This window comes from Mucilaginibacter sp. P5_A6, assembly GCF_056400585.1.
In genome coordinates this window covers 1-1,015 of the sequence record NZ_JBFUKZ010000090.1, presented here as the reverse complement: position 1 = coordinate 1,015, position 1,015 = coordinate 1, and the positions used below count along the sequence as shown (strand labels likewise).

Genomic DNA, 1,015 nt, shown 5'->3' with positions numbered 1-1,015 from the left:
ACCGATGGTACGTCTGAAGTACTAAAAAAGTATAAAGAAAAGTATCCGGAAAAAGTAAAAATCATTTCTGCAAAAAAAAACGTAGGCGCTCACCAAAATATGATCGATACAGTTAAAAACTGTAAAGGGAAATATATTGCGCTTTGTGATGGGGATGATTACTGGACAGATGACCGCAAACTGCAAAAGCAAGTTGACTTTTTAGAGCAAAATCCAGATTATATTATGTGTTGCCATTATACGCGGGTAATTGATACCAATGACAATACGCTTTATGTTGATCCAAACCCTTTACCATTAGTGCATACTTATCATGACCTGCTTACCGGTAAACAGGAGGAAACAAAAACAGCAACGGTAGTATACCATAACAGCGCGCAAATACATCAGTTATTCCAAAAGTCGTGGTACTTTAAATGTTATGCGGCCGATAAGTTTTTAAAGATATTTGCAACATTCAATACCGGTCGCAAAATTTATGTAATGCCCGAGATAATGAGCTGTTATCGTAATCATGTTGGAGGTATATGGAGTATGATTAAGGTTGAAGCCCGAATGGAAATGGTGATAAGTGATTTTAACCTTATCATTAAACATTTTAGATATCGCGGAATGCAGAAGAAAAAGCTTTTGTTGTTGTATATAAAAAGGTATATATTATTTGAGCTGAAAAAGTATAGAATACGCAAAGCTTATGACACTGTAAAGTATCTGCTTTAGTCCCTTTTTGATATATATTCAGGAAGGTAACCTCATTGTCTCTGTAACAACACCCCAAAATGGTTGTTCGTTGTCTCGTTGGCTATTTACAGCCAACCAACGTTTTAACAGGAATTCATGCATAGTTAATTCATTTTATCAGTTATCCCATCCTTTATACACCGCCCTGGCAATCGGTTTTGTTAAGAAACTAAGCGGTTTAATTATTCATTTAATTATTGTAATAAATCTAAGCAAATTTATGAACCACCAACATTTTACTATTCGAGATAATAAAGAATGGGATGTTTATACC

The 1,015-nt window shown here is 34.7% G+C and carries 2 protein-coding genes; both read left to right on the top strand.

Features of this window, described 5'->3' with window-relative positions:
- Positions 1–720, top strand: a 720-nt coding sequence (locus AC1DO4_RS27870) for a glycosyltransferase (RefSeq protein ID WP_477421055.1), incomplete at its 5' end; no start/stop codon positions are given.
- 7 nt (positions 721–727) lie between these two features.
- Positions 728–1,015 (top strand): hypothetical protein (locus AC1DO4_RS27865; protein WP_477421053.1); only part of this gene is annotated, 288 nt, incomplete at its 3' end.